Source organism: Bacteroidota bacterium (assembly GCA_021300195.1).
Classification (GTDB): Bacteria; Bacteroidota; Bacteroidia; order J057; family JAJTIE01; genus JAJTIE01.
Map to the genome: position 1 here is coordinate 1 of JAJTIE010000055.1, position 21,914 is coordinate 21,914.

Annotated in this window: 25 protein-coding genes; 13 read left to right on the forward strand and 12 right to left on the reverse strand. The window is 56.1% G+C overall.

Annotation, left to right across the window (positions count from 1 at the left end; genetic code table 11):
- The 8 genes from LW884_10785 to scpB all read right to left on the reverse strand — a co-directional run.
- A partial coding sequence (locus tag LW884_10785) for an energy transducer TonB (GenBank protein ID MCE3008812.1) occupies positions 1-355 on the reverse strand: 355 nt, incomplete at its 3' end.
- A 292-nt stretch (positions 356-647) separates the two neighbouring features.
- Entirely contained in the window at positions 648-1,019 is a 372-nt protein-coding gene (locus tag LW884_10790) for an energy transducer TonB (GenBank protein MCE3008813.1), read from the reverse strand.
- A gap of 134 nt (positions 1,020-1,153) precedes the next feature.
- On the reverse strand, positions 1,154-1,972 hold the full coding sequence (locus LW884_10795; GenBank protein MCE3008814.1) for a TonB family protein: 819 nt from the start codon (positions 1,970-1,972) through the stop codon (positions 1,154-1,156).
- 50 nt (positions 1,973-2,022) lie between these two features.
- The gene (locus LW884_10800) at positions 2,023-2,649 is read right to left on the reverse strand and encodes a biopolymer transporter ExbD (protein ID MCE3008815.1); all 627 of its coding nucleotides are present in this window, start codon (positions 2,647-2,649) and stop codon (positions 2,023-2,025) included.
- A 7-nt stretch (positions 2,650-2,656) separates the two neighbouring features.
- Positions 2,657-3,307 carry a biopolymer transporter ExbD gene (locus tag LW884_10805; protein ID MCE3008816.1) on the reverse strand — a complete coding sequence of 217 codons (651 nt, stop codon included), beginning with the start codon at positions 3,305-3,307 and terminating at the stop codon, positions 2,657-2,659.
- 37 nt (positions 3,308-3,344) lie between these two features.
- Entirely contained in the window at positions 3,345-4,184 is an 840-nt protein-coding gene (locus LW884_10810; GenBank protein MCE3008817.1) for a MotA/TolQ/ExbB proton channel family protein, read from the reverse strand.
- Between the two features lie 185 nt (positions 4,185-4,369).
- Entirely contained in the window at positions 4,370-5,107 is a 738-nt protein-coding gene (locus tag LW884_10815; GenBank protein ID MCE3008818.1) for an rRNA pseudouridine synthase, read from the reverse strand.
- Between the two features lie 121 nt (positions 5,108-5,228).
- Entirely contained in the window at positions 5,229-5,807 is a 579-nt protein-coding gene (gene scpB / locus LW884_10820; GenBank protein ID MCE3008819.1) for an SMC-Scp complex subunit ScpB, read from the reverse strand.
- Between the two features lie 34 nt (positions 5,808-5,841).
- Between scpB and LW884_10825 the strand changes: the two genes are divergently transcribed.
- Positions 5,842-6,963, forward strand: a complete 1,122-nt coding sequence (locus LW884_10825) for a glycosyltransferase family 4 protein (GenBank protein MCE3008820.1) — start codon at positions 5,842-5,844, stop codon at positions 6,961-6,963.
- Positions 6,960-8,081: a hypothetical protein gene (locus LW884_10830; protein ID MCE3008821.1), complete on the forward strand. Its 1,122-nt coding sequence runs from the start codon at positions 6,960-6,962 to the stop codon at positions 8,079-8,081. The genes LW884_10825 and LW884_10830 overlap by 4 nt, the downstream gene beginning before the upstream one ends.
- A 187-nt stretch (positions 8,082-8,268) precedes the next feature.
- On the opposite strand, the gene LW884_10835 is transcribed toward LW884_10830, so the two are convergent.
- Positions 8,269-9,849 carry a DUF4836 family protein gene (locus LW884_10835; protein ID MCE3008822.1) on the reverse strand — a complete coding sequence of 527 codons (1,581 nt, stop codon included), beginning with the start codon at positions 9,847-9,849 and terminating at the stop codon, positions 8,269-8,271.
- 110 nt (positions 9,850-9,959) lie between these two features.
- Between LW884_10835 and LW884_10840 the strand changes: the two genes are divergently transcribed.
- The 9 genes from LW884_10840 to cdaA all read left to right on the forward strand — a co-directional run bounded on the left by LW884_10840 (position 9,960) and on the right by cdaA (position 17,393).
- On the forward strand, positions 9,960-10,364 hold the full coding sequence (locus LW884_10840; protein MCE3008823.1) for a hypothetical protein: 405 nt from the start codon (positions 9,960-9,962) through the stop codon (positions 10,362-10,364).
- Between the two features lie 10 nt (positions 10,365-10,374).
- Positions 10,375-11,712, forward strand: coding sequence for a F0F1 ATP synthase subunit A (gene atpB / locus LW884_10845; GenBank protein ID MCE3008824.1), 1,338 nt, complete (start codon positions 10,375-10,377; stop codon positions 11,710-11,712).
- Between the two features lie 36 nt (positions 11,713-11,748).
- Positions 11,749-11,985 (forward strand): ATP synthase F0 subunit C, encoded by a 237-nt coding sequence (gene atpE, locus LW884_10850; GenBank protein MCE3008825.1) that lies wholly within the window; start codon positions 11,749-11,751, stop codon positions 11,983-11,985.
- Between the two features lie 113 nt (positions 11,986-12,098).
- Entirely contained in the window at positions 12,099-12,593 is a 495-nt protein-coding gene (gene atpF, locus LW884_10855) for a F0F1 ATP synthase subunit B (protein ID MCE3008826.1), read from the forward strand.
- 9 nt (positions 12,594-12,602) lie between these two features.
- Positions 12,603-13,142: an ATP synthase F1 subunit delta gene (gene atpH, locus LW884_10860; protein ID MCE3008827.1), complete on the forward strand. Its 540-nt coding sequence runs from the start codon at positions 12,603-12,605 to the stop codon at positions 13,140-13,142.
- 7 nt (positions 13,143-13,149) lie between these two features.
- Positions 13,150-14,736, forward strand: coding sequence for a F0F1 ATP synthase subunit alpha (gene atpA / locus LW884_10865; protein MCE3008828.1), 1,587 nt, complete (start codon positions 13,150-13,152; stop codon positions 14,734-14,736).
- A 6-nt stretch (positions 14,737-14,742) separates the two neighbouring features.
- Positions 14,743-15,624, forward strand: a complete 882-nt coding sequence (gene atpG, locus LW884_10870) for an ATP synthase F1 subunit gamma (GenBank protein ID MCE3008829.1) — start codon at positions 14,743-14,745, stop codon at positions 15,622-15,624.
- Between the two features lie 145 nt (positions 15,625-15,769).
- Positions 15,770-16,612 (forward strand): dihydropteroate synthase, encoded by an 843-nt coding sequence (folP, locus tag LW884_10875; protein MCE3008830.1) that lies wholly within the window; start codon positions 15,770-15,772, stop codon positions 16,610-16,612.
- A complete protein-coding gene (gene cdaA, locus LW884_10880; GenBank protein MCE3008831.1) occupies positions 16,599-17,393 on the forward strand; it encodes a diadenylate cyclase CdaA in 795 nt (264 codons plus the stop codon). The genes folP and cdaA overlap by 14 nt, the downstream gene beginning before the upstream one ends.
- 128 nt (positions 17,394-17,521) lie before the next feature.
- Here cdaA and LW884_10885 read toward each other — a convergent pair whose 3' ends face one another.
- The gene (locus LW884_10885) at positions 17,522-18,298 is read right to left on the reverse strand and encodes an N-acyl homoserine lactonase family protein (GenBank protein ID MCE3008832.1); all 777 of its coding nucleotides are present in this window, start codon (positions 18,296-18,298) and stop codon (positions 17,522-17,524) included.
- 470 nt (positions 18,299-18,768) lie between these two features.
- Positions 18,769-19,356, reverse strand: a complete 588-nt coding sequence (locus tag LW884_10890) for a Crp/Fnr family transcriptional regulator (GenBank protein ID MCE3008833.1) — start codon at positions 19,354-19,356, stop codon at positions 18,769-18,771.
- Between the two features lie 337 nt (positions 19,357-19,693).
- On the opposite strand from LW884_10890, the gene rlmN reads away from it, so the two are divergent.
- Positions 19,694-20,767 (forward strand): 23S rRNA (adenine(2503)-C(2))-methyltransferase RlmN, encoded by a 1,074-nt coding sequence (gene rlmN / locus LW884_10895; protein ID MCE3008834.1) that lies wholly within the window; start codon positions 19,694-19,696, stop codon positions 20,765-20,767.
- Between the two features lie 91 nt (positions 20,768-20,858).
- On the opposite strand, the gene LW884_10900 is transcribed toward rlmN, so the two are convergent.
- A complete protein-coding gene (locus tag LW884_10900; protein ID MCE3008835.1) occupies positions 20,859-21,593 on the reverse strand; it encodes a DUF2807 domain-containing protein in 735 nt (244 codons plus the stop codon).
- A 93-nt stretch (positions 21,594-21,686) separates the two neighbouring features.
- On the opposite strand from LW884_10900, the gene LW884_10905 reads away from it, so the two are divergent.
- The coding region (locus LW884_10905; protein MCE3008836.1) for an IS1595 family transposase at positions 21,687-21,914 on the forward strand (228 nt) is incomplete at its 3' end.

Here is a 21,914-nt window from a genome sequence, read left to right on the forward strand (position 1 = left end):
CCCAGAACTTGATCGCCTCACCGTCCTTAATTGCTGGCGAAAAACGAAGAAGATATAGGCCTTCTACGGCCGCGCGGGTGAGCATAGGGTGTGGACTCTTTAGCATAACATGCTTTATCGGCCTCCCTTCTTCGTCTACCAATACTTTCAAGATAACCCTGCCTTCAATTTTTTTCTTTTTAGCCTCGCTCGGGTACTCAATCTCATCCTTTACCTCATCTATATTCAGCACTTTAGGCTGCTGGTCTACTTTCCGAAAAGCGTTGGGGTCTGGCAGATCGGTTTCGGCTGCACCAGTGCTACCCACTGGCTGCTGGGCCTGGGCCACCCCCAAGGAGAAAAGCAGAAGCAGCAAGACAACGGATAGCCTACTACTAGCCGCAACCCTCGTGGGCTGGGTGTTGAACGCGAAAAATCGAAAGGGCACCATACAAATCATCCTCATAAAGCTACAAAAAGAACCCTATCAAATCAGCATGAGCCCTAAACACAACGGGCAGCCCATGGGCTGCCCGTTCTATCTGGTTGGCCAAAGGTTGCCAGGCTGCCTATAGGTTAAAGTCGAAGGGAACTACTACCCAGAACTTGATGGGCTTGCCATCCTTTAGGGCGGGCGAGAACCTTAGCAGGTAAACCTTGCTGGCGGCCTATGCGGCCAGGCTGGGGTGCGGGCTCTTCAGTACAACGTGCTGAATTGGCTTTCCTTCTTCGTCAATCAATACCTTCAAGATAACCCTACCCGCTATTTCTGCATCCTCTGCCTGTTTCGGGTAGCGTAGCGCTCTCATTGCCTCATGCATATTCAGCGGCGTGGGCTGTTGGTCTACTTCCACAAGAGCGTTGGGATCTGGCAGATCGGTTTTTCTGGTACTCCCACCCGTACGCGCACTATCCGCAGGCTGCTGGGCATGGGCTACGGATATGCTGCCTAGCAGGAGCAGCAGAAGGATGGATACCCGATGGCTAAACACGCTATGCGGCCGGGCACGGAGGGGTGTGGTAAGGTGGAGGTGCTTCATATAACTTGATTTTCTAGAGCTTTTAAGCAAGAATCACGCCACATCTGCATCAGCTTTCCCATACCCCCAAAACACATAGGGCAGCTGGTGGGCTGCCCTATAGTTGAGTCGTGGTGGTTTCAGCTAAGAAAAACCTACAGTTTGAAATCGAAAGGCGTTACTACCCAGAACTTGATGGGCCTGCCTGCCTGTATGGCGGGCGAGAACTGGAGCAGATAGACCTTGCTGGAGGCCTCTGCGGCCAGGCTGGGGTGCGGGCTCTTCAGCACGATGTGCTTTATGGGCGTACCCTCCTCGTTGATGAGCACTTTCAGGATCACACGGCCCTCGATGTTTGCCTGGCGGGCTATCTCGGGGTACACCATCTTTTTCTTGATGTCGTCCATGTTAGCTGCCTGGGGCTGCTTGTCTACTACCACAAAGGCATTGGGGTCTGGCAGGGCCTGCACCACGGGGGCATCCCCGCTGCCGGTTCCACCCGCTCCATCTATGTCTACCCGGCTGATGTCGGGTGCGGCATCATCGCCCTCCTTGTTCTCATCGCCCACATTCTGGTCTTCGTCCTCAGTCAGCTTTTCCACTTCCGCAATGGTGGTTTCCTCGGGCGCTTCATCGTCCTCTACCACCTCGGGTGGTACAAACTTAATCTCCTCGCGCGCCGGGGGTGGCGGTGGGGGGACGTTTAGCTCTTCGGGCGCTTTTTCCTCGTTGTCTACAGGGGGTGGGCTTAGCTCCACCTCCACGTTTTGTACCAGCTCCCTTTGCGCTAGTTCGTCTCCGCTTAGGAGGTGCTCCAGCACCGGGATGGACATCAGGCCGGCTACGGTTACGGAACCAAACAGGAAGGCGAGCAGGGTAACGCGGCCGTACTGCTTACGCAGCTGGTACCCACCGTAGGCTTTGTTCCGGCTGTGAAATACAATTTCGTCCAGATCTGCTTTTTCTATACGCATGTTCTTACGCTATGTGGTGTACCCGCCGGGGGGGGTGGGCACATCCAGGTTTACTTTGATTGACCCGCACCCGCAGCCAGGGTTTTTGCCACGGCAGATGGGGTAAGGTTCTGGCTTTCTTCGTACGCCTGTACAAACTCGGCCTCTTCGCGCTCCAGATCCAGTAGCATGTACTTTTTCTGGTTGGTTACGTTCATCTCATCCAGGATGTTCACCATGTTTTCATAGCGTGCATCTTTGGCCATCTTGATGAGCACAATCATGGGGTCGGGGTCCTTGGCCGTGGCAAAGCGCTTCTTTACCTGCTCCTGGTTTTCCTGGATCTTGGTGCGGATGCCCTTGCCATAGTTAATGGACTTTAGCTCCACCCCACCCTCTTCGCCATCGCTTTTCCCCATGTAGTAGTAGATTCGGTCTTGGCCGGCTATGATGATGTTCATCACCTTGCTCTCGGCTACCTTTTCTTTCTCCTCCTTCGGTGTATCTATCTCATCAGAGGGTACTACAATGGGCATGCTCTTGGGGTCGGATAGGGTGGCTGTCAGGATAAAGAAGGTAAGGAGCAGGAATCCCAAGTCCACCATCGGGGTCATATCGATGGGGGGTACGCCTTTCTTACCCCTTCGTTTGCCTTTTTTGCCACCACTATCGCCACCGCCGTCTACTGCTGCTGCCATAGGATTATTATTTAGGGGTTGCTTTTTTATCAGTGATGAGGCTGAACTTATTGGCCTGCTGGCCTTTCAGCACCTCGGTAATGCGCTGTATGATGGGATAGGGCGTATCGCGATCTGCCTTTATGGCCAGCCGGAAGTCCTTGGTAGTGGCCTCGGGGTTCAGCTGGTGATATTGGTTTTTCACTTTGCGCGCTTCAAAAATCCAGTCATCCAGCTGGTTTCGCGTGTTTACCGTATCCATGGGCACGCCTTGCGTCTGCTTATAGATCGCCTTGCGTTGCTCAGGGTCGGCACTCAGGTACTGGGGCAGTCGCTCTATGGGTACGGGCACCTCGGATAGTACTGAAAATGCCTCATACTGCTCGGCGGTAAACTTGATGTTGTACAGCGTCGCCATACGCTCCAGCCAGGTTTTGGCTAGCTCTCCCTGCTCGGTAATGCCCACACGCACCTGGCCATCCTTATTGGCGTAGATGGTGAGCAGGTCCTTTGCCGGTACTGCCTTCTCGATCGTAGAGGCCGGGATGGTTACTTTCTCCGTTTCCTGCTTCGTAAACTTAATGGTAAGCATGAAGAAGGTGATGAGGAGAAACGCCAGATCCACCATCGGCGTCATATCGATGAATGTACTCTTCTTGGCTACTTTGGCCTTGGACATAATCGTACGGTTTTATCCCGGTGAGGGGAGGAGGGGTTTAGTGCTTCTCGCTGTAGGTCTGCACGATAGAGAAGCCCACCTCATCCATGCGGTAGGTCAGTCCGTCTACTTTGCTGGTAAAGTAGTTGTACAGCACAGTGGCCACGGCAGAGGTAAAGATACCCAGGGCAGTGTTTACCAGTGCCTCGGAGATACCTACTGATAGCTGGGCCGCATCTGCTGCACCACTGGCACCCAGGCTGGCAAAGGCGCGGATCATACCCAGTACGGTGCCCAGCAGCGCGGTAAGGGTGGCTACGGATACAATGGTGGAAATGATAACCATATTACGCTGTAGCACAGGTAGTTCCAGGGCTATGCTTTCTTCCAGCGCCTTCTGTATGGCTACCATTTTTTGCTCCTTGTCCATGTGTAGTTCCTTTTCCACCTGGCCGTACTTCAGCAGCACCTCGCGGGTTACGTTGCCTACCGACCCTTGGGCACGGTCGCACTCATCCAGGGCTGCCTGCAGGTTGTTGTTCTCCAGGTGGGTTTGCACGCGAGCTACAAACATATCCAGGTTACCTTTTCCGCTGGCGCGGCCCAGCGACACCATGCGCTCTATGCTGGCGGTGATAACCATGAGCAGCAGGCCAATGGCGAAGGGTACTACCTGACCACCCTTGTAAAACAAGCCTAGCCAGCGGGCAAATCCCTCGGCTACGGGGTGGCCATTCTCCGGATCTCCGCCCTCAAAGTTGCTGGGCGCACCCATGATGAACAGATAGATGATCCATCCGAACACGATTGAGAGAACAATAACAATGGGTCCGAACCAACCCTTCAGGGGAGAAGCCTTTTTCACTTCTGTTTCTTGGGCAACGAGCGTTTCTTCCATGGTGTTTTAATACAAGTTGATTTTAATGCGGTCAAAACTATAAAAAATTTGTGTTTGCAAACCCATACGGATCGAGCTTGCCTGCAAAATTGATTTTACGGTAAAACCGTACTGCAATAATGAACTACAGAGCACATTTAGTATGCGAGCGGGAAAAAATATCCGGATTTGGTGCTTGAGTAGCACTAGTCGCGTTTCAGGCGGCGCAGGGTGGAGATTTCCTTGCTGGTGAGGTGGCGCCAGGTACCCCGGGGGGTTCCCTTTGCCTGTATGGGGCCAAAGGCTACACGGTCCAGGTTTTTTACGGTATAGCCCAGGTGCTCAAACATTCGGCGCACAATGCGGTTTCGTCCGCTATGGATGGCCACCCCCACCCTGGGGCCCACCACGTTATCCACATAGTCTATGTCGTCGGCTTTTATGAAGCCATCCTCCAGTTCAATGCCCTTGCGTAGTTTTTCCAGGTCCAGCTCGGCTGGGGTTTGCGTCAGCTCAATATGGTACACCTTTCGCACCTCGTGGCTGGGGTGGGTCAGCCGTTCGGCCAGCTCACCGTCATTGGTAAGCAGTAGGATGCCGGTGGTGTTTCGGTCTAGCCGCCCTACGGGAAAAACGCGCCCCTGCACCTGGCCCCGGATGAGGTCTCCCACGCAGGGGCGTCCCTCAGGGTCGTGCAGGGTGGTAATGGTGTTTTTGGGTTTGTTCAGCAGCAGATAGAATGGCTGCTCGGCCTGCAGCAGCTGCCCATCTACCTGCACCCGGTCTTTTCCGGGTACCACTTTTTCGCCTGGCTCCAGCACGCGCGTGCCATTCAGCAGCACCTTCCCCTCCAGGATGTAGGTGTCGGCCTTTCGGCGGCTGCAAAAGCCCGTGCTGGCTATGTAGCGGTTGATGCGGACGGGCTGCTGGGGTTGGTCCCACACGGAATCTCCCGGGTTGGCCGGGCCTGTGGGCCTGCCGGGCCTGCTGGACCCACCAGTGCGGGGCGGCGGCCCATCTGCGCGGGTTGGCTTTTGGCGGGGCACCGATGCCCGGCCCGGGGGCCTATTGCCGGGTTTCGGGGGTCTTGAAGGCTTCCGTGGATTCATCTTCAGGATTTAGTTCTTTGATCTTGGGGAGGTCATCCATCCGCTTCAGCCCAAAGTATTCCATAAAATACGCGCTGGTTTTGTAGAGCAGGGGCTTTCCGGGGGTGTCGGCTCGTCCGGCTATCTCTATCAGCTGCTTGTCCAGCAGTTTGGTAATGGCGTAGTCGCAGTTTACACCGCGTATATACTCCACTTCGCTACGTGCCACTGGCTGGCGATAGGCAATGATGCTGAGTGTTTCCAGGGCTGCACGGCTCAGGCGCTTGTTTTCCTGCACCAGCACGGCCAGGCGTGCGTATTTGCCGTATGCGGGCTTGGTGCGCAGCTGGTAGCCGCCCGCCAGCTCGGCCAGCTCATATATGCAGTCGGGCTGCTGCTTTTGCTGCTGCAGGCGCTGCAGGGCATCGGCTATCAGCAGTTCGTTCACCTCCACATCCAGCGCATCCACGCGCTCGAATAGGGCCATAAAGTCTGAGAGCCGGAGGGGGGTCTCGGACACAAAGAGGATGGACTCCAGGATCTGTTCCAGTTTCATGCGCAGCACAAAGATAGTGCTATTTTTACGCCCTATGTGTACCCGTACTGTGGCACAGCGGGCAGATGGCCCTCGGGTGGTGCTCTGCGCAACCAATGACCTGGCCCAGGACCAGCGGCTGCACAAGATGGCCTGCACCCTGGCCGATGCCGGCTATAGCCCCTGGCTGGTGGGCCGGCTGCGGCCGCACAGCCAGCCCATGGCAGCGCGGCGCTATTTCTTTACCCGCATGCGGCTGCGCTTTGGCCGGGGCAAGCTGTTCTATCTGGAATACAACCTGCGGCTCTTCTGGCGGCTGCTGCGCATGCGGATAGACATCCTGACAGCCAACGACCTGGACACCCTGCCTGCCTGCTTTGCCATTGCCCTGCTGCGGCGCATCCCACTGGTGTACGACAGCCACGAATACTTTAGCGGTTCGGCCGAGCTGGCCCAGCGCCCGCTGGAGCGGGCTATATGGCGGGGGCTGGAGCAGCTGCTGCTGCCCCTGCTGCCCACCCGCCTCACCGTAAGCCAGCAGGTGGTGGATGCCTATCGGGCCGATGGCTATGGCTTTGCGCTGGTGCGCAACCTGCCCTATGCCCTACCCGCTCCGTCGCCGCCCCCAGCTGCCGAATCCCGGATCCTGCTGTACCAGGGCATGCTGAATGCAGGACGGGGCCTACCCTGGCTGGTAGAGGCCCTGCCCCTGCTGCCCGGCTGGCAGGCCTGGATAGTGGGCGATGGCGTAATGCGTGCGCCCCTGGAGGCACAGGCCCGGCAGCTGGGCGTGGCACACCGCATACGCTGGTGGGGTATGCAGCCCTTTCAGCAGCTGCCGCACATTACCGCACAGGCCAGCATTGGCCTGAGTATAGAAGATAATGAATCGCTAAACAACCGCTACAGTGCGCCCAACAAGCTGTACGACTACCTGCAGGCACGGCTGCCGGTAGTGGTAACCCCCCAGCCCGAGCACAGCGCCCTGGTGCAGCAGTACGGGCTGGGTGTGGTGATGCAAGGCTTTTCGGGACGGGCACTGGCATACGCGGTGCAGCAGCTGGTGCCCCACTATGCCCAGTACCAGCAGCAGGCCGAGCTGGCAGCCCGGCAGCTACACTGGCACAGGCAGGCACCGCAGGTGCTGGAACTATACCAAGCTGCCCGGCCCCTATGAGCAGGGCCGTGCATATTATCTGCCCCAATGTGCCCTGGCCGGCAGACTATGGTGGGGCCATAGCCAGCTACTACCACCTACAGGCCCTGGCCGAGGCTGGCCTGCACGTGCATCTGCACACTTTTCTGTACAACCGGGCACCGGCCCCCGCCCTGGCCCGGCTGTGCCAGCAGGTGCACTACTACCCACGCCGGGCGGGCCTGGGCATCCTGCGGCCAGGGCCCTATATTGTCTCTAGCCGCAGGGTGCCGGGCCTGCTGCGCAACCTGCAGGCCGCAGAAGCCCCCATCCTGAGCGAGGGCACCCACTGTAGCGGCTGGCTGGGGCACCCCAGCCTGCAGGCACGCCGCCGCGTACTGCGCATGCACAACCTGGAGCACCGCTACTATGCCAGCCTGGCACGGCAGGCACGGGGGCCCGAGCGCGCGTACCTGCACCTGGAGGCACGCCGCCTGCGGCACTACGAACTGCGGATGCTGCCGCAGCACTGCACCCATACCCTGGCCATATCGCCCGCCGAGACAGCAGAACTGATCAGGCTGGGCTACCCGCAGGTGCACTGGCTGCCCAGCTTCCATCCCTATGCCCCCATGGAGGTGCCAGACGGCATAGGCCACTACGCCCTCTACCACGGCGACCTGCGCATAGCCGCCAATGCACAGGCCGTAGCCTGGCTGGCCAGCCAGGTTTTTGCCCATACACCCTTTCCGCTTATTGTGGCAGGGCATAGCCCCCCACCCTGGCTACGGGCCCATCTGGCGGCTTTTACGCACATACAGCTCATTGCCTCGCCCACCCGTGCGCAGCTGGAAGTGCTGATAGCCGGAGCCCAGCTGCACCTGCTGCACAGCACCCAAACCGGCGGCCTGAAGCTGAAGCTACTGCACTGCCTGTACAAGGGGCGACATGTGCTGGCCAACGAGAACACCCTGACAGGCAGTGGGCTGGAGGCAGCCGTAACGGCCTGCCAGTCGGCGCAAGACTACCTGACAGCCCTGCTCGAGCTACAAGACCGGCCCGTATCTGCCAGCCAGCTACAGGCCCGGGCCGTGGCACTCGGCCTGTATGACAAGGAAACCCAGCTGAAGACCAGCCTGGATGCGCTGGGCCTGCACTGAAGCCCCCCTCCCCCACCCTGCATCCGCCCCAAGGGGACGCGTGTAGCAAAGGGGCGCAACCCTGTCCAAACTCGAATGCGCCCACGCTTTTGGCATCAGCTGGGGGCCTGGAACAGAAACGCCCCAACTTATGGTTGGGGCGTTTCTGTTCGGGTCAGTGCTAACCGGCTACGGGTGGTTGTGCTGGCTAAGCCGGTTGTTGCTGCCGCTTCAGGCCATCGGCTGTCTTGAAGAGGCTGATCAGGCTACTGGTGTTAGCGTCTGTAAAGCGGATGTGTAGTTCCACTTGCTTACCCGTGTTGTCCAGTGCCACGTGGTCTATCCCTGCCGCTTGGGCAAATCTGCCAAAATCGTCCCATTTTTTGCCGTTCTCGCTCAGGCGGTCGGGGCTCAGGTTTACATAGCCGCACAGCGGGGCACTAGCCAGCTTCAGCAGGCTCTGTGGCAGTGGCTGGCCGGCCGGTGGGGTACCGGTGCTGATCTTTTCGATCAGGCTACGCTCGTTGCTAGCCAGCAGGTATTGGTCTACATAGGTAAAGTACAGGGCACCCAGCGGGCTATTGGCCAGGGTGCTTATCTTGCCTTCCTTCTGTAGGCTCACACCCAGTTTTTCTAGCAGGGCATCCAGGCCCTTCGGGTCCTTAACGCCCAGGGCGGCCAGGTAGATGGGGTCGGGGCGCTGCGTGCCATTGTCTCGGGTTACCATCCGCACATCGGTTATTGCCAGCAGTAGCTTGCCACTCAGCATCTCGTCCAGCCGCTCGGGGCTCAGGCCCGCTACGGCCATGGCACCCTTGGCCATATCCAGCTGCTGCTTCATCATCTCCACCTTCTTGCCGGCCTCATCTGCATTAGCAAAAAGGTTTTTGAAGTTTATGCTATAACCAAAGAAACCAATCAGGTGCTCCGCAGGAAGGTATTTGAATACCTCGGCTCCCAGATTTTCGCCAGCTATCGGCTTCATGCCCGCCATAAAGCCCGCGTTCATCTGGCGGTCTAGCCTGAATACAAGCTCACCCTGCTTGAAGTCAACAAACAGCCTGAAGGTATTGCTTGCCAGATCTTGTTCCTTCATTCCAAAGGATTCCAGCTGGGTTTTGGTCATGCCCGCGCCATCGGTCAGGCTCTTCAGGCTAGCAAACAGGCCCATATCCTGCACTTCCTTTACAAAGGCCATAAAGTCCTCGTTTGCGCCCAGGCTAGCCTCTTCTTTCAAGGCTATGTAGTCAAATGCCCTGTCCTCCAGCTTTGCTTCTGCTTCCACGGTGCTGGCAAGCAGCATAAGACCCCGATTTTCATTGAAGAGGAGTATTCCGGCATCTTTCAGCGATACTTCATATCCCTTTTTGGTGTCAAACTTCATTCCGGTCTTTTCCAGGCTTGCCTTCAGGTTTTTCGGGTCCGAAACACCGAATGAAATGCCCATATAGCGCTCCTTCTTTTCCAGGCTCAGCGTATAGATGTACACATCCTGCTCCATGTTTACGCCGCTGCTTTTGGGGTCCTTCAGCACACCGGTCATCAGCTGCTGGATCTTCTGATCGTCCTCTCCGCCATTTTTCATTTCCTCCTCCCAGGCCCGGAATCCCTCCAGCTGGCTCAGCTGCTCGTAGCTGGCTTTGCCCATCAGGCTCTTCAGTTTCACCACGGCTACACTGCTGGCCTGGGCAGGCACAGGCACCACGTTTGCGTGCTTATCGCCCCCGCAGGCTACCATCCATACAGCGGCTACTACCAGTAGGCTGATGCGTTTCAGTTTTTCAATCATGTGTGAAGACTTAGGATGAGGGTAAAAAAAATAAGTAGGTATGCAATTAATGGCTCAAGTATAAGGCAATTCTACTTTCTACACAAGAAATGCGTACCTTTGCGCCCGAAATGAGGTACTATGGCATTCAATCCGTGCTGACCCTGCTGGTGGTGCTGGTGCACGTGCTGGTAGCGGTGGTGCAGCCACACAGCTACCCGATGGGGGGTCGGCTATTCTGGATTTTGCTGGCTTCCAGCCTGTTCCTTAGTGGCAAGACATTCTTGGCCTATACGCTGGTGCGCAGCCGCATGGGCGGCAATCCCTACGCCTTTACCAACGCGGTAATGGGTAGCCTGATGCTAAAGATGGTGCTGAGCATTGCCTTTGTGCTTTTTGTGCTGCTGGTGGTGGGGGATGTAAACAAGATGGCCTTTGCCGCATCGTACTTTTCTGCCTATTTATTATTCACGTCGTTTGAAATTTATGCGCTGCTGAATAATTTGCGCCCCGATTCGAAAAAAGAGCTCTCCTAGCCCCATTTCCATGACCCACTTTCTATCTCCCGTCTCCTTTTTGCGCCACGCTGCCAGCCAGTGCCTGGGCGTGGCCCTGGTGCTGTGCACGACCTGGGGGGGCGGCGCGCTGGCTACCGAACCACAGAACGCAAACCACCCCGCACCTGGGGCATCAACCGAGAACCTGGTGCACGAAATGGAAGCGGGAGAAAAGTTTGATGTAAGCGAAACCCTGATGCACCACGTGATTGAAAATCACGACTGGCACATAATGGATCTGCCGGGCACAAACGGCTACACCGAAATAGCCGTGCACCTGCCTTGGATGCTGTACCACAGCGAAAAGGGTTTTCAATTTTTCATGCTGAGCGAGGGCAGCGAGCACGCCAATGAAGAGAAAGCCCTGCAGCACGGATACGCACTCAGCCACGGCAAACTGCACCCGGTGCGCGCCGATGTGCAGGTACTGGAGGCCGGTGGCATCCCCAGCGAAGAATTTGCCGCCCACCTGGAGCTGGATGAAGCAGGAAACTGGGTACCCAAAAAGGGTGACCACCATGTGGTGCGTACCCATAGCGGGGTGCTGTACGCAGTAGACACCGAGGCCAGCGTGCTGGACTTCAGCATTAGCAAGACCCCCCTGCACATGATGATTGTGGCACTGCTGATGCTGCTTGTCTTCACCTCGGTAGCCCGCGCATACAAAAAGCGGGGGGTAAAGTCGGCCCCAAAAGGGCTGCAGAGCCTGGTAGAGCCAGTCATTATGTTTGTAGAAGAAAACATAGCCGCGCCCAACATGCACGGCAAGCACAAGCGCTTTATGCCCTATCTGCTCACCCTCTTCTTTTTTATCTGGATCAGCAACATGCTGGGCCTGATGCCCTTGAGCAGTAACATTGCCGGAAACATCAGCGTAACCGCCGCCCTGGCTGCCCTTACCCTGCTGGTTACCTGGTTTAGCAGCAACAAAGCCTACTGGCAGCACATCTTCTGGTTTCCGGGCGTGCCCACAGGGGTCAAGTTCATTATGATGCCGGTAGAAATTGTCGGCATGTTTACCAAGCCCTTTTCGCTCACCATCCGGCTTTTTGCCAACATTGCCGGCGGCCATTTTATGGTACTGGCGCTGGTAAGCCTCATCTTTATCCTGGGCGACTCTGGCAAAAGTGCCGCCGGTGCCTATGGCATTATGCCGCTTTCCGTTGCCTTTACGCTCTTTATCCTTACCCTGGAGGTGCTGGTAGCAGCCCTGCAGGCCTATGTGTTCACCATGCTCACGGCCGTCTTCATCGGCCAGGCCATGGAGAGCCATGACCATCACCACGAGCACGCCACCGAGGATACGGCCACGGTAGCACACGCCTAATCTTTGTTCATTTTTTCATTTCAATATCCATACATCATGTTTGTTCAACTTCTGGATTCGATTGGTCAGTTTGGTGCTGGTATCGGTGCCGGCATCGCGGTAATTGGTGTAGGCATGGGTATCGGCCGCCTGGCTGCCACATCTGTGGAGAGCATGGCACGCCAGCCCGAAGCCTCAGCCGACATCCGTGGATCCATGATCCTCACCGCCGCGCTGATTGAGGGTGTAGCCCTCTTTGGCGAGGTAGTGTGCCTGCTGATCGCTGTAAGCTAAACGGAAGAATTCGGGAGATCCACACGGTTGGTGTGGCCATCTCCCGAATTTGATTGTAGAACAAACCCTATCTTTGCACCGCACTTTACTCACCGTCTTATATCCGCCCGATCATGGAAATCATTCTCCCCAAGTTTGGCCTCTTCTTCTGGACCCTGGTGGTCTTTCTGATTCTTTTCTTCCTGCTGAAAAAGCTAGCCTGGAAGCCTATACTAAAGGCAATAAGCGAGCGTGAGCAAGACATAGACCAGAAGCTGAACGCTGCAGCCAAAGCAGAGAAGAAAATGCAGCGCCTAACAGCCGAGAACGAGCGCATCCTGCAAGAAGCACGCGCCGAACGTGAGGGGATACTGCGCGAGGCCAACGCCGCCAAAGACCGCATTGTAGCCGAAGCGCAAAACCGGGCCAAAGCAGAAGCCGACAAAATGATAGCTGCCGCCCAGGTGCAGATAGACCTGGCAAAAGCCAGTGCGATGGAAGAGCTAAAGGTATCGGCCGCCACCCTGGCCCTGGAGATTGCAGAAAAGGTACTGCGCAGCGAATTTGCCGACAAAGGCAAGCAGGAGCAGTACATCAAAGGGCTGATCCAGGAAGTAAGTCTCAACTAGCCCATACCTATGCTACAGGATCGGATTGCCCACCGCTATGCCAAGTCACTCTTTGAGCTAGCGCTGGAGAAAGACATACTCGAGCAGGTAAAGGACGACCTGCAGGCCCTGGATGACCTCTTCCACAAGAGCTACGACCTGCGCGTGCTACTGCGCAGCCCAGTGATTACGAGCCGAAAAAAGTGGGCGGTGCTAAACCAACTACTAAAAGCCAAGCTGTCCGACACCGTATTCCAGTTTTTGCACATACTGACCCTGAAGGGACGCGAGGCGCTACTGGACTTTGTGTGGAATGAGTTTGAAAAACTGTACAACGCCCACAAGAATATTACCGTGGTACAGGTGCAGACTGCCGTGCCCCTGGAGGTGGTAGACCGCCAGCAGCTGATACGCACCCTGGAAGCCCAGCTGGATACGCAGGTAGACCTGAAAGAAGCCGTAGACCCCGAGCTGATAGCTGGCCTGGAGCTTAGAATCGGCCACAAACTGTACGATGGTACAATAGCCAACGCGCTACGAAAAATTAAACAAGAATTAGTCCTGAATTAGAACTGTCATGATAGAAGTACGTCCCGACGAAGTATCTGCCATTCTGCGCGAGCAGCTATCTGGCCTGAAGAGTGCTAACGAACTGGAAGAAGTAGGCACTGTATTGCAAGTAGGCGATGGCATTGCCCGCATCTACGGCCTCACCAGCGTACAGGCTGGCGAGTTGATCGAATTTGAGAACGGCCTGAAAGGCATGGTGCTGAACCTGGAAGAAGACAACGTTGGAGCCGTACTATTTGGTGTCTCCGAGGGGATAAAGGAGGGAGATACCGTTCGCCGTACCCGCGCCATTGCCAGCCTGAAGGTGGGCGAGGGCCTACTGGGCCGCGTAATAGACCCCCTAGGCAATCCCATAGACGGAAAGGGCCCCATCAGCGGCCAGCTGTACGATAGCCCCTTTGAGCGCAAGGCACCCGGCGTAATTTTCCGCGAGCCCGTGAGCGAGCCGCTGCAAACGGGTGTAAAGGCCATAGATGGTATGATTCCCATCGGCAGGGGTCAGCGCGAGCTGATCATTGGCGACCGCTCTACCGGTAAGACGGCCATTGCCATCGACACCATCATCAACCAAAAGGCTGGTTTTGAGAGTGGCAAAGACCCGGTATACTGCATCTATGTAGCCTCCGGACAGAAAGCCTCCACCGTAGCCAACATTGTGAAGGTGCTGGAGGAGAATGGAGCCATGCAGTACTCCGTAGTGGTGGCAGCCCCCGCCAGTAGCCCCACCCCCATGCAGTTTTTTGCCCCCTTTGCCGGAGCTGCCATCGGCGAGTTTTTCCGCGACAGTGGCCGCCACGCCCTGGTGGTATTTGACGACCTGAGCAAGCAGGCCGTAGCTTACCGCGAGGTGAGCCTGCTGCTGCGCCGCCCCCCGGGGCGCGAGGCCTACCCCGGCGACGTATTCTACCTGCACAGCCGCCTGCTGGAGCGTGCCGCCAAGGTGATTAAAAAGGACGAGATAGCCCAGCAGATGAACGACCTGCCTGAGTCCTTCAAAGGGATCGTAAAAGGCGGCGGATCCCTTACAGCCCTGCCTATCATCGAAACGCAGGCGGGCGACGTATCGGCCTACATCCCCACCAACGTGATCTCCATTACGGATGGACAGATCTTCTTGGAGAGCGACCTGTTCAACAGCGGCGTGCTACCCGCCATCAACGTGGGGATCAGCGTAAGCCGTGTAGGGGGTGCTGCCCAGATCAAGTCGATGAAAAAAGTAGCCGGTACGCTGAAGGTGAGCCTACAGCAGTATCGCGAGCTGGAGGCCTTTGCCAAGTTCGGCTCCGACCTGGATGCCTCTACCCAGGCACAGCTGGAAATGGGCAAGCGCAACGTAGAGATCCTGAAGCAGGGCCAATACGATCCGCTTCCCGTAGCCCATCAGGTAGCTATCCTGTACGTAGGGGTGAACAACCTGGCCAAAGAGGTGCCCGTAGACAAGATGAAGCAGTTTGAACGTAGCTATCTGCAGCTACTGGAAAGCAACCATGGGGGCATTCTGGAAGCCCTGAAGGCGGGCAAGCTGGATGACGAAATTACCAACACCCTGAAAAAAGTGGCTGCCGAGGTAGCTGCCGGATTCGCCAAAGCCTAAAGGACGATGCCCAGCTTAAAAGAGATACGCGCACGTATCCGGAGTGTGCAAACCACGCAGCAGACCACCAAGGCCATGAAAATGGTGGCGGCCAGCAAGCTGCGCAGGGCACAGGACAACATCGTGCAGTTCCGCCCCTATGCCCGCAAACTGAAGGGCCTGCTCGGTAACCTGACTGCCAGCACCGAGGGGCAGCTAAGCAGCCCCTATGCCGAGGCCAATGAGTCGAACACCGTGCTCTTGGTGCTCATTACCTCAAACCGTGGGCTGTGCGGCGCTTTCAACAACCAGATTATCAAAAAGCTGGCTCGGGATGTGGAAACCACCTACGCCGAGCAGGCCGCAAATGGCAAGCTGAAGCTGCTGTGTATTGGTAAGCGGGGCTACGACTTCTTTCGTCGCCGTAGCCTGCCCCTTGTGGGCCAGAACCATGATGTGTTTGCCGGGATAAGTTTCGAAACGGTAAATGCCGTAGCTAGCCAGGTGATGGATGGATACCTGAAGGGAGAATGGGGAAAAGTAGTACTATACTACAATAGCTTCAAGAATGTGGCTACCCAGATACCTACAGCAGATAGCTTCCTGCCTGTAAGCCTGGAAAACCTGGAGAAGGGTTCGGAGCTAAAGACTGACTACATCTTCGAGCCGAAAAAGGAAGCCATGCTCACGCAGCTTATTCCGCAGATCCTGCGCATACAGTTTTATGCCAGCTGCCTGGAGAGCAACGCCGCCGAGCATGGGGCACGTATGGTAGCCATGGACAATGCCACCGAAAACGCCCAGGTGCTGATAGATGACCTGAAACTGAAGTTCAACAAGGCACGCCAGGCAGCCATCACCAACGAAATTCTGGAAATAGTAGGTGGGGCCGAAGCACTAAGTGCCTAGCCATCTGCATAGCTTCCATATAGGCAGGCCGAAAAAGCGGGATTGCCTGGTTAAAGTCCCCTTGGAGCCTACCAGCACAACCCCATTAACAACCCTGTAGCAGGCAATCCTACCGATTGCCTGCTTTCTTTTTTAGCTTAGGAGGATGATTCCGTACACGCCCAGTCTCAACTGTCGCGGGCAGCTGCTCGCGCTGGATGTGCCCAGGCTCATGGGCATCCTGAACCTGACCCCGGACAGCTTTAGCGACAGCGGAAAGTACAATAACACGGACGCAGCCCTACGGCACGTGGAGCAGATGCTGGCAGAAGGGGCCGATATCATAGATATTGGTGCCTATAGCAGCCGCCCAGGGGCCACACACATTACGCCCGAGGAGGAACTAGCACGGCTGCGCGGGCCCGTTTCAGCCATTCGCGACCGATTTCCCGAGGTCATCCTGAGTATAGACACATTCCGTGCCGCCGTGGCACACCCCATGCTGCAAATGGGGGTGCAGATTGTGAACGATATAGCGGGCGGGCTGCAAGACCCCACACTGATGGCACTGGCCGCGCAGCACCAGGCACCCTATGTACTGATGCACATGCAGGGTACCCCACAAAGCATGCAGCACAACCCGCAGTATGCAGCAGTAGAGCAGGAGGTGCACGCCTACTTTGTGGAAGGGCTACGCCGCGCGCGGGCTGCCGGGCTAGGCGATGTAATGCTGGATCCTGGCTTTGGCTTTGGCAAAACCGCCGAGCATAACTACCGCCTCTTTGCCCACCTGTCTACCTTTGGCCTGCTGGGTGCCCCTTTGCTTATTGGCATCAGCCGGAAGAGCATGCTGACCAGGGCCCTGGGCATAGAGCCCGCTGGCAGCCTGCCTGTAGCAAGTGCACTGCACTACCGCGCACTTTGCGCCGGGGTTCGTATCTTGCGGGTACACGATGTGGCGGCGGCAGCGGCCGTGCGCACGCTATACCAGCAGTATGGAGCTATTTAGGATTGGCTTTATCTCCTTCAACCTGATCGACCTGATGGATGTGTCGCTGGTAAGCTTCTTGTTTTACCGCATCCACCGGGCGCTGCGCAATACCATGGCCATTCCCCTGGTATCGCTGCTGGTTCTGGCCTTTATCTTTACCCAGCTGGTAGACCTCTTCAACTTCTCTGTCATGGGCCGTTTGTTCGAGGAGTTTCTGCAGCTGGCCAGCATTGCCCTGATGGTTATTTTTGCGCCCGAGCTACGGCGTATGGCCCTTAGCCTGGGCCAGCATAGCTTTTTCGAACGATTTCGCCGCCGTTTTGGCGAAGGCCTGAGTGGCAACCTACCCTATAGCGAGATAATAGCCGCCGTAGAAGAAATGGCAGAGAGCCGTACGGGGGCAATCATTGTGCTTATGGGCAATACAAACCTGGACAGTTTTATCAAAACGGGTGACGAAATCAATGCCAGTGTAAGTAAGCGGCTGCTGCTTTCCATCTTCCACAAGAATAGCCCGCTGCACGATGGGGCTGTGCTACTAAAGGACAATACCATCCTGGCAGCGCGGGTAGTGCTACCCGTTTCCGACGATCCGGACATTCCGCCAGAGCTGGGACTGCGCCACCGCTCTGCCCTGGGTATCAGCGAGATAACAGATGCAGAGGCCATTGTGGTAAGTGAGGAAACAGGCAAGGTCAGCTTTGCCTCGCGGGGCCGACTGAAGCGGAACCTGAGTGCGGCTGAGCTGAAGCAGTTTATGCTGGACTTTCACAGCGATACCGGCCAGACCCTCGTTTAAGAACCTGACAGGTGACCCATCTACTTTTGCTACGAAGCTGACGGAGCGCGTGCCGCCGGCAGCCCACCCAGGCCTAGGTTACGTACCCCAGCAGCGCCCACATGAATGAAGGCGGAAGGGATACCGGGCTAGTGCTCTACCAAAAACTGCTTCTGAACCAGCCGTAACCCGGCTTCTGGGTCGTGGCTGGGCAGGTAGAGGAACGGCCGCTGCTGGGCATAGTCTAGAATCTTCTGGTAGGTATTACGCGCTAAGCCATAATCCTGGTGCACCCCGGGCAGCTGCCTCAGCAGCAACTGCTGCTGGGTGTAGGTCACATCCCCTGCAAAAAATATATCCCCTTCATCCGCGCGTAGTAGCACCGAGCTATGGCCACGCGTATGCCCTGGGGTAGGCAAATACAGCAAGTCTCCAGCTTGGGTCAGAGGCATGGCCGCGCCAAATATGGGTAACTGATCTGGTAGATAGGTGAGCGTTCGAGGCCGAAATCCCTTGGGCCAGGTGCTGGAAGAGGGGCTATAAGGGTGCTTCCACTCGACCTCTCCCACCACCACCTCTGTCTTGGGAAAAAAGCGAAGGCCATCGGTATGGTCCAAATGTAGGTGAGTAAGAATCACCAACTGTACGCGATCTAGCTGGAGACCCAGGCGCTCAAACTGCCTATCCAGCACCTCAGTATCGGCTATCCGGAAACGCATAGTATGCCGGGATATGTATCGATTGAGAGCAGATTCGCCGGCCAGGTGCTGATCGCTATCCATGGCTTCCGGTATTTCACCAGTATCAATGACAATGAGCCCCTCTGGATGTTCGATCACCCACACCCAGATAGGCATGTAGTCGGCATACTGACCGCCCAGTAGAATATTCAGCTTAGAGAGCGGACCAGGCCCCTTCTTCGCCAAGAAGTTTCGCTTTACAGATCCTTCGCCCGTACTGAAAGCATGGATTTTAATAGGCCTGCCTTGTAAGGTATAGGAAGCGCTCACCGGCTGGTACCCCGTAGGCTGTGCAAATGAGGGGAGGGAGTGCTGTGAAGTACCAGTTGTAGAATGTGACTTGGGGTCAAACCAATTCGTACCATTAGCCAGTACCCGCGTACCGAGAAGGACAGTTATCCCAGCCATAGCTGATTGTTGCAGAAACCTACGTCTTTCCATAAAATAGTGGTTTTAGGCTAAAGTTGATTAAAAACAAGCCGGTGCCTCGGCCCTGGTCAATAGGCAGCTACCCAATGGCTTCCTAGGCGCACCCTACACAACGAAGTACGCCTGTGCACGTGCATTAAGTAATAACAAAAGATAAGATCGAACAAGGGTATCAATCGAGACCCAAAAGTAAAATTAGTAGATAAAGCAGGCTGCACACGCAGTGGCTAGAGCCCACCCTCGACAGCTTGCTGCCGTCTTCTGATGCGGCTGAGCGAAACCGGCGTAATCCCGAGAAAAGTAGCCAGTTGGTGCTGAGGTACCCGCTGGAGCAACTCGGGCCTAGTATCGCATAGCCACCTATAGCGCTCTGCGGGGCTATCCAAAAGATGGGCCGCGTATAGTGCATGCAGGGCTACAAAGCGCTCCTCTAGCAGCACCCGTATCCAGCGATTCAGGACGGGATGAGTGTTCAAAAGTTGTTGGAAAGCTGGGTAGGAGATTCCCCATAGCGTGCTCTCTTCCATGGCCTCCAGCCCTTGCCTACTAGGCTGCTGGGTAATAAAGCTGTCATAAGCCCCGGCAAAACCATTCTCGAGGAAGAAGTAGCCCGATAGATCTTTTCCCAGCTTTTCATAGTACACCCTCAGCCCTCCGGTCTCCACATAATACAAGTGGCTTGCTGTATCGCCAGGCCGAAGCAGCTGCGCTTTTCGCGATACCGTTTGCACCTGAAAAGCTTGTTCCACGGCTTTAATAACCACTGGGTCTAGCTGCTGCGCGTGCAGATGTTTAGCGAGAGGGTGAGCACTCATTTTTTTAGATTGAGCTCAGGCTGGATGCTTGGCAAAACAAATGTTGCGAAAAGGTACAACAAAAGCTGCCGTGGGGGAAAAATAGGTCTGGGAGAGAGGTGGGTACCTGTTTGACGCAACTCATCCCCGCCGGACTTCTTCCTGAAACAGCGACTTGACTATGCATCCAAGGTCTTGCCTCCTGCGCCGCAAGCAAAGGGACCGCATACCCCAAATACCCAGAACAGACTACGAAGGACAACAAAAGTAGCACGGGCTACAGCACACCCAGGGCCAGCCGAGAAGATAGAAGCCCAGGCCCTACAACAGGCCGACCTACTATGTGTATCTTTGCAGTATGCCACTAGCACCACAGGACGACCCCAAGCAGGTAAGGCAAGACATCCGCAGCCTGGAGCCAGAGGCGCTGCAGGCGTGGTTTGAGGAGCGGGGAGAGAAGGCCTTTCGTGCCCGGCAGGTGTATGAATGGCTGTGGCAGCACCGGGCCGACAGCTTTGAGCAGATGACCAACCTGAGCAAGCCCCTGCGCATGCAGCTGGCCGAGGCCTTTGCGCTGTGCCGCCTGGAGATCCGGCAGGAGCAGCGTAGTGGAGATGGTACCATCAAGTACGCCTTTGGGCTGGCAGACGGCAACGTGATAGAGGGGGTACTGATCCCCCAGGGCGACCGGATGACCGCCTGTGTAAGCAGCCAGAGTGGCTGTAGCCTGAGCTGCAAGTTCTGCGCCACCGGCTACCTGCCGCTAAAGCGGAACCTGTATGCCTACGAGATAGTAGACCAGGTGATGCTGATAGACGAGGCGGCACGCAGGCACTACGGGAAGCCGCTGACGAATATTGTGTATATGGGCATGGGCGAGCCGCTGCTAAACTACCGAAACGTGCTGGAGAGCATCCGCCGCATAACCGCCCCCGAGGGGCTGGGCATGGGGGCACGCCGCATTACGGTAAGCACGGCAGGCATAGCCAAGATGATCAGAAAGCTGGGCGATGATGGCTACCGCAGCGAGCTGGCCCTGAGCCTGCACGCCGCCAATGACCAGAAGCGCAGCGAGATCATGCCCATCAATGAAACCAACAGCCTGGAGGTGCTGGCCGATGCCCTGCGCTACTTTTACGACAAAACTGGCACCCGCATTACCCTGGAGTATGTGGCCCTGGGGGGCGTGAATGACAGCCTGCAGGATGCTGAGGAGCTGCTGGCCTTTGTGCGGCAGGTGCCCAGCAAGGTGAACATCATTGAGTACAACCCCATTGCCCTAGCCGACTACCGGGCCAGCAGTGGCAACCAGCTGTACCGCTTTAAAGAGCACCTGGAGCGGGGGGGCGCTATCGTAAACATCCGCCGCAGCCGGGGCAAGGATATAGATGCCGCCTGTGGCCAGCTAGCGGCCCTCCCGCCCCGGTCGTAGGCCGCCTCCCCTGCCTTATACGTATACTCCGCCCGGAGGCACCGGCAGCAAACAGAGGGAATACCGCGCCACGCCTACAGTGCCCCAAAGGTTACTGCCTTTGCACGCTACCGCTACCGCTACCAATCACCTTGCTTTCCAGCTTGGGTTCGCCATAGTAGCGCACATCTCCACTACCTATCAGCTCTACCTTCAGTTTGTCCGAGACAGATACGTCTGTATCTCCGCTACCCACCAGCTTTATTTCTACGGTCTTACACAATAATTCCTTGGCCAGTATGTTTCCACTACCCTCCTGGCGTAGCTCCAACTTGTCGCAGCTACCCCCTAGCTTAATATCTCCACTTCCCTTCAAGTGAATCTCTGCCGACTGGCATTGCAGCTGTGAGGCATGCAGGTTGCCGCTTCCTTCTACATTCGCCGTTAGCTTGTTGCACGTACCCCGCAGCACCATGTCTCCGCTGCCCTTCAGTTCTACCTCCAGGGTGTTGTAGTTCATGTTATTCAGCTCCATAGACCCACTACCCAGCTGTTGCAATTTGCTAAGTTTTGATGCCACTACCCTTACAGTGAGGGTTTCCATATTTACCTTTTTCTTTTTGCTCTTGTCCGTTATGATAAGTACGCCATTTTTCAGATTAACAGCTACATTGTCTCGCACATTGCTGTCGCCCTCCACAGTCCAGCCCTCGGGGCCCTCGGTCGTGATTACTATATAGCAACTACCCCGGTTGACAAGCGCTTGGATAGATTGTCCAAATACCTGGCCAAGCAAGCTACCTGCCAGCGTAGCTAGGAGGAAATAGTTTTTCATAGAGTTTTTCATGGATCGAAATAAATGAATTTCGCTCGACCCCCCCTCAAAAAAATAGGAAAAGGGGCTTGACTATCAAAGTACAAGAAATCACCTTGTAAGTCAATGGATAACAGCAATTTAAGCAGATATAGGCAGAAAAAGATTCTGCAGGCATTCGCCCTGGGGCTAACAGCCACCCAGGCCTCGAGTCTTTTGCAGATTAATCGGAACACAATAAATCGTTACTATCGCTTTTTTCGTGAACAGATCTTAGTCCATCAAACCAAAGAATTTGAGCAACAAGTAGGAGAAATGGAGCTGGATGAAAGCTATTTTGGAGGCGTTAGGAAG

Coding starts and splice junctions, on each gene's coding strand:
- LW884_10790 (MCE3008813.1), bottom strand. CDS start 1,019: ATGAAGCACCTCCACCTTACCACACCCCTCCGTGCCCGGCCGCATAGC.
- LW884_10795 (MCE3008814.1), bottom strand. CDS start 1,972: ATGCGTATAGAAAAAGCAGATCTGGACGAAATTGTATTTCACAGCCGG.
- LW884_10800 (MCE3008815.1), bottom strand. CDS start 2,649: ATGGCAGCAGCAGTAGACGGCGGTGGCGATAGTGGTGGCAAAAAAGGC.
- LW884_10805 (MCE3008816.1), bottom strand. CDS start 3,307: ATGTCCAAGGCCAAAGTAGCCAAGAAGAGTACATTCATCGATATGACG.
- LW884_10810 (MCE3008817.1), bottom strand. CDS start 4,184: ATGGAAGAAACGCTCGTTGCCCAAGAAACAGAAGTGAAAAAGGCTTCT.
- scpB (MCE3008819.1), bottom strand. CDS start 5,807: ATGAAACTGGAACAGATCCTGGAGTCCATCCTCTTTGTGTCCGAGACC.
- LW884_10825 (MCE3008820.1), top strand. CDS start 5,842: ATGTGTACCCGTACTGTGGCACAGCGGGCAGATGGCCCTCGGGTGGTG.
- LW884_10830 (MCE3008821.1), top strand. CDS start 6,960: ATGAGCAGGGCCGTGCATATTATCTGCCCCAATGTGCCCTGGCCGGCA.
- LW884_10835 (MCE3008822.1), bottom strand. CDS start 9,849: ATGATTGAAAAACTGAAACGCATCAGCCTACTGGTAGTAGCCGCTGTA.
- LW884_10840 (MCE3008823.1), top strand. CDS start 9,960: ATGAGGTACTATGGCATTCAATCCGTGCTGACCCTGCTGGTGGTGCTG.
- atpB (MCE3008824.1), top strand. CDS start 10,375: ATGACCCACTTTCTATCTCCCGTCTCCTTTTTGCGCCACGCTGCCAGC.
- atpE (MCE3008825.1), top strand. CDS start 11,749: ATGTTTGTTCAACTTCTGGATTCGATTGGTCAGTTTGGTGCTGGTATC.
- atpF (MCE3008826.1), top strand. CDS start 12,099: ATGGAAATCATTCTCCCCAAGTTTGGCCTCTTCTTCTGGACCCTGGTG.
- atpH (MCE3008827.1), top strand. CDS start 12,603: ATGCTACAGGATCGGATTGCCCACCGCTATGCCAAGTCACTCTTTGAG.
- atpA (MCE3008828.1), top strand. CDS start 13,150: ATGATAGAAGTACGTCCCGACGAAGTATCTGCCATTCTGCGCGAGCAG.
- atpG (MCE3008829.1), top strand. CDS start 14,743: ATGCCCAGCTTAAAAGAGATACGCGCACGTATCCGGAGTGTGCAAACC.
- folP (MCE3008830.1), top strand. CDS start 15,770: ATGATTCCGTACACGCCCAGTCTCAACTGTCGCGGGCAGCTGCTCGCG.
- cdaA (MCE3008831.1), top strand. CDS start 16,599: ATGGAGCTATTTAGGATTGGCTTTATCTCCTTCAACCTGATCGACCTG.
- LW884_10890 (MCE3008833.1), bottom strand. CDS start 19,356: ATGAGTGCTCACCCTCTCGCTAAACATCTGCACGCGCAGCAGCTAGAC.
- rlmN (MCE3008834.1), top strand. CDS start 19,694: ATGCCACTAGCACCACAGGACGACCCCAAGCAGGTAAGGCAAGACATC.
- LW884_10900 (MCE3008835.1), bottom strand. CDS start 21,593: ATGAAAAACTCTATGAAAAACTATTTCCTCCTAGCTACGCTGGCAGGT.